A 2045-nucleotide genomic window follows, 5' to 3' on the forward strand; every position below is an offset into this window, starting at 1 on the left:
CATAGAGCCTGACCAAGTTCCAGCGGTAATTTCAAGTACCATAATGACGGTTGTTAACCAAAAAACGAGCTTTACTTTGTTTTCATGGAGCTTACTGTCAATACCAAAATTATGAGAATGTTCCCACTGAATACGACTATCGTTTTTCATTAAATATCCTAAAATATTGCTTCATGCTGTTTATGAATAGCATCTATTTACACTTTGAAATATACTATACCCTAGTATACTACTTATCAAGTAAAGGAAATTTATGTCACATACAATCGCAGGGAAAAAAAAGCTCCTCAGTCGTGTTAGACGAATAAAAGGTCAATCACTCGCTTTAGAAACTGCTTTAGAAGGAGAGCCTAATTGTATGGCTGTTTTACAACAGGTAGCTGCGATTAAAGGTGCGGTTAATGGGCTGATGAAGGAAGTATTAGAAGGTCATTTGAGGGAACATTTAGGTGCAGAGGATATGACAAAAGAGGAACGATTAGAGGAGGTAGAAGATGTTATTTCCATTCTTAAAAGCTACTTAAAATAGAACTCTTAATGAAACAAATCGAAAAACCGATTGCCTCTCGGTTTTTTGTGTGGCACTATCCTATTACTTAAAAAATGGCGATTGAAATTTATGTTACTCGGTGAATTAGAAAAACAAGTTTTAGAATATCTATGGAAAAATCAACCTGCTGATGCCAAGCAGGTGCATAGCTATTTTGAAAAAGACCGAGGCGGATCTCTAAATACCATTCAAAGTACGCTAGAACGCTTGTTTAAAAAAGATTTGTTAAGTAGGGTAAAAAACGGCCACGCTTATCAATACTTTCCAAAAGTTGCAAGGCAAGAGCTGATAGGTCAGTTGATTAAAAGTATTACTCATGATTTTGTTACTGAAGATGAAAATAGTGTTGTTGCTGCTTTCTCTTCTATTTCATCAGATCTAGATGAAAAGCAGCTAGATAAATTGGAAGCAATGATTGAACAACAACGTCAAAAAATACAGAAGAATTCTGAAAAATGATTTATGGCCAATGGGCATTAGTATTTAATTTGCTCACGGTGGGGGTTTTAGCCTTTATCGTGGCTAACATATTTGTCTCAATTACTTTTTGGTTAGTCAAAAGTAAGTTGCAACACTATGCGGTATCAACTCGTAAATCATTATTATGGTTATTAGTGCTTGCTCCGTGGCTGATATCTTTATGTGCCACACTCTTTTTTAGTCCACTATTTCAAAACGGTTCAATATTTGTTTGGTTGACAGACCTTGCTCATTGGCACCATCCTGATATTTTCTATTTTATGAGCTGGCATAGTGCTAGTTTACTTATTTTTACCAGTTTTACTCTGTATATTTTTATACGAAAAATAACTCTTCTTTATCGTAATCATCATCAAATTAATTTGTTACGTGTATTAGGGATTGAAAATAGTAAGCAAGTCTATTTCATTGAATCATCTATACCTACAGCATTCACTGGTGGTGTGTTTAGGCCATCATGCTTTATATCTACGAGTCTTGTCGAGCAAACAACTGCTGATGACATAAAAATAATTATTCAGCATGAGTTAGCTCATGTTCATTATTTTGATCCATTAAAGAAATGGCTTTTCTCATTTTTCTCAGCTTATTTCGCTAATAATGTTAAACAGTTATTGATTTCCATGATGTCGCTATCTATGGAGCAAGCCGCTGATTCTTTTTATGCCGAAAATCAGCAACAATCACATAACGTTGCAAGTACCTTAGTAAAGTTTACTAAATTGGCTGCGAGCTACTCTATTCATCCACAATATAATAGTGAATTATTTGTTCATTTCTGTCGTCATTCTATTGAACAAAGAGTGCTTCATTTGCTTAGTGATAAACAGTTCAGACCATTTCCCACGGGAGGTGTTGTGATTGCAATACCCCTCTTAGTTCTAATTTCAACAACGTCTGTAGATAGCCTACATCACGTTATTGAAACGCTTTTTACTCATTAACCGCTTATTAAAATCTTACTCTAAGGTACTGATAATGAATCTTTATTTTAATATATGCTCTTACAAAANAC

The 2045-nt window shown here is 34.6% G+C and carries 3 protein-coding genes; all 3 read left to right on the plus strand.

Going from position 1 to position 2045, the window contains the following annotated elements; translation table 11 throughout:
* Window positions 1-253: 253 nt before the first annotated feature.
* The 3 genes from P20311_RS02160 (at window position 254) to P20311_RS02170 (ending at window position 1974) form a co-directional block, all read left to right on the plus strand.
* Window positions 254-529, plus strand: a complete 276-nt coding sequence (locus tag P20311_RS02160; protein ID WP_024600843.1) for a metal/formaldehyde-sensitive transcriptional repressor — start codon at window positions 254-256, stop codon at window positions 527-529.
* Window positions 530-619: 90 nt separating this feature from the next.
* Window positions 620-1009 carry a BlaI/MecI/CopY family transcriptional regulator gene (locus tag P20311_RS02165; RefSeq protein WP_008109165.1) on the plus strand — a complete coding sequence of 130 codons (390 nt, stop codon included), beginning with the start codon at window positions 620-622 and terminating at the stop codon, window positions 1007-1009.
* Entirely contained in the window at window positions 1006-1974 is a 969-nt protein-coding gene (locus tag P20311_RS02170) for a M56 family metallopeptidase (RefSeq protein ID WP_008109167.1), read from the plus strand. Before P20311_RS02165 ends, P20311_RS02170 begins: the two co-directional genes overlap by 4 nt.
* Window positions 1975-2045 lie beyond the last annotated feature (71 nt).

It is taken from the genome of Pseudoalteromonas sp. BSi20311, assembly GCF_000239875.1.
GTDB lineage: Bacteria > Pseudomonadota > Gammaproteobacteria > Enterobacterales > Alteromonadaceae > Pseudoalteromonas.